Origin of the sequence: Parashewanella curva, assembly GCF_003675895.1 — a bacterium.
GTDB classification, from domain to species: Bacteria; Pseudomonadota; Gammaproteobacteria; order Enterobacterales; family Shewanellaceae; genus Parashewanella; species Parashewanella curva.
Genome location: NZ_ML014757.1, coordinates 57,287 through 59,767 on the forward strand (window position 1 = coordinate 57,287; position 2,481 = coordinate 59,767).

Genomic DNA, 2,481 nt, shown 5'->3' on the forward strand with positions numbered 1-2,481 from the left:
TTTACCTTATACAAAAATACAAAGTGTATTGTGGCGACAAAATCGATACAATTCATTTTTAAACGCAATACTGAAACATTCAAAGACCCAAAAACGGCAGCTCTCTGTTCGTTATTCTTTCTTTACAGAATTTGTTCAAGTATGAAAGAAGGCGGAGTTTTTATCACTACCGTTTCTGATTTTTTCTATTTCCCAGTTCAGCTATACCCTGAATTAGGTTTCTTCGCGGTGTATGGAATAACGTCACAAGGAATACGCCATAAAGAAAAAACAAATTGTAATTTAGAGCAGTTGCAACAATATTTAAGTAACTCACTTGGAGACTTGTATCGTGTATTGATATCTGAAAATTCAAAATATACTTCTGATTCACTGGTCACAATATGCAAACGCTGAACACTAGCAGGTCGAAAATTGAAAATTAAGCCTTTGTAAATATCGCCAAGTAAACGGGTTTCTTTATATCGAGATTGGTGTATTCAGGGATCACGGCCTTCTTCCAATGTTTTGCGAAAATCCGAAGCTTTTGCTCTCGTTTCTGCTAGTTTTATGTGCGGATAACAGCCGATTTTAATTCTCTGTTGCTTAGCTTGCCATCTAAAGCGATAATTAAACGTGATTAAAGCCTTGGGCGATATTTTTACTGTTAAACCATCACGATCTGCAAGTTATGTTTTTCCTGTATATGGTGACTTGATATTTCTCAGTTTACTGTCTGTAAGAGCCATAAAATGTACCTCTAAGCCTTTATATCTTTGATGCACATTTTACACTTTTTTGATGCACAATTTGATGCACATTTATTAACGTTACTAGCCAAACAAACTCGAACAACATAGAACGCTATAAAACATCAAACCGTTACCAAACAATAAGTTAAAATTTACAGCCAACAATAAAGGACACACATGAACAACAGCGAACAGCCAACTTTATTGTGGCACGATTAGTAGCTTTGATCTGTATTCACCTGAAAATAAAGGAATAATTTTTCGTAAAGTTGGACTTGATGCACATTGTGATGCACATCTGTTAATTGAATAATTAGAATATCTTAGTTCTAAAAGCTATAGGGATTGATCTGATAAAAAGTTAGACATCACATCTTGTCTCATATGCAACACACGAGCAATAGCAATGGTCTCTTTTTTGATGAAGTAATAAATCAGGTAGCTCTTAAACGGCAAACATCGCATGCCTGTTTGTAAACGAGAGCGCTCCACTCCAATGTACGGTTGCTCTAATAAAATATCTATATGCTCTTTCATTTCACTTAGGAACAACCGAGCTTTCGGTTTTCCCCAATGATGAGAGCCATAATCATAGATTTCTCTAAAATCGGCCTTGGAAGGTTCAGTAAAGAATATTGAAAACTTTGTCATACATTAATCACTCATGATGTCTTCAAAGAAATCATCAAGCTCCTTCCTTGAGCTGACTTTCGTTCCTTTTCCCTGCTCAAAAGCATCAATACCAACTTGAAGTTGCTCTCGAAGCTTTGCCAATTTCATTTCGTTGATCCAGTCCTCGTGCAATTCCATAAAGCGAATTGCTTCACGGATAACTTCACTAGCATTGTTGTAAAGTCCGCTCTCCACTTTTGACTTCACTCTTGCTTCAAGCTCTGGTGTAAGAGAAACGTGCATTGTCTTTTCCTATTAAACTCTATTGATAGCAATCTAGATCTGAATACAAACTTTGTCAATCTTTGTAGAACTTATATAAAACTGAAGACCTTGCAGATCAGAATGAGCCACCACAAATCGGTGAATCACTAATGATTGTTGAGCCTTCAATTGATGATCACGGTCGCTTAGTGAATCAGGCAGGACTCTTCAGTATTGCCCCTTATGGTGAAACTCTTGAATCAACATTATTTAAATACCTCGATGAAAGTGGTGTTGATATTGATGACACCTCTGAAGTCGCAAAATATATCTGCCGTATACATATCCCTAACGAATTAACAGCTAGGGAGTTATGTTTACGAAAATTACGCAAAATGAACATTCATCATGCTAGCCTATTCCCTGATTTAATTGGCGCATCAGGCTACTGCAATGACTTAATTAGAGATGCCGTCCGTTCACAAACTGCAAGTGAATCTAGTTATCAAAGAGAACAAACGGTAGAACTTGTTGCAAGCGAACCTAATGACCAAAGAGAACAACCCGAAGAACAAGTTGCAGAAGACACAATGCCACAAGCGGCTCTGGCATTGCCTGTTCAGGAGCCTAGATCCACTTTCAAACTGAAGCTACCACTTTCGATTAAAGGGAAATTACTAGAGGCTTTATTTGTACACGAGGCAGTAAAAAATGCTTCAACGATTAAGCTATTGGAAGTCGCTACAAGTTTAATTGATTTGGGTGTGGGTCTTTTAAATCGACACAGTTATCAACATCCGTATAACCTCTGTTTGGATTGCTTTTTGTGATATTCCCAATATTTTTCGAGATCACCACTCGACCTTAACGACCT

Annotated in this window: 4 protein-coding genes and 1 pseudogene; 2 read left to right on the forward strand and 3 right to left on the reverse strand. The window is 37.2% G+C overall.

The window, feature by feature from the left end; genetic code table 11:
- A partial coding sequence (locus D5018_RS21945) for a hypothetical protein (RefSeq protein WP_207819199.1) occupies positions 1-396 on the forward strand: 396 nt, incomplete at its 5' end.
- A gap of 83 nt (positions 397-479) precedes the next feature.
- On the opposite strand, the pseudogene D5018_RS22080 reads toward D5018_RS21945, so the two are convergent.
- The 3 genes and pseudogenes from D5018_RS22080 to D5018_RS03455 form a co-directional block, all read right to left on the reverse strand.
- Positions 480-656, reverse strand: a pseudogene (locus tag D5018_RS22080) (Arm DNA-binding domain-containing protein); the annotation flags it as partial.
- 411 nt (positions 657-1,067) lie between these two features.
- The gene (locus D5018_RS03450; RefSeq protein WP_121837589.1) at positions 1,068-1,382 is read right to left on the reverse strand and encodes a type II toxin-antitoxin system RelE/ParE family toxin; all 315 of its coding nucleotides are present in this window, start codon (positions 1,380-1,382) and stop codon (positions 1,068-1,070) included.
- 3 nt (positions 1,383-1,385) lie between these two features.
- Positions 1,386-1,646: a type II toxin-antitoxin system ParD family antitoxin gene (locus D5018_RS03455; protein WP_121837590.1), complete on the reverse strand. Its 261-nt coding sequence runs from the start codon at positions 1,644-1,646 to the stop codon at positions 1,386-1,388.
- Between the two features lie 131 nt (positions 1,647-1,777).
- Here D5018_RS03455 and D5018_RS21950 point away from each other — a divergent pair, with 131 nt between their 5' ends.
- Entirely contained in the window at positions 1,778-2,437 is a 660-nt protein-coding gene (locus D5018_RS21950) for a hypothetical protein (protein ID WP_207819201.1), read from the forward strand.
- Positions 2,438-2,481: the final 44 nt, after the last annotated feature.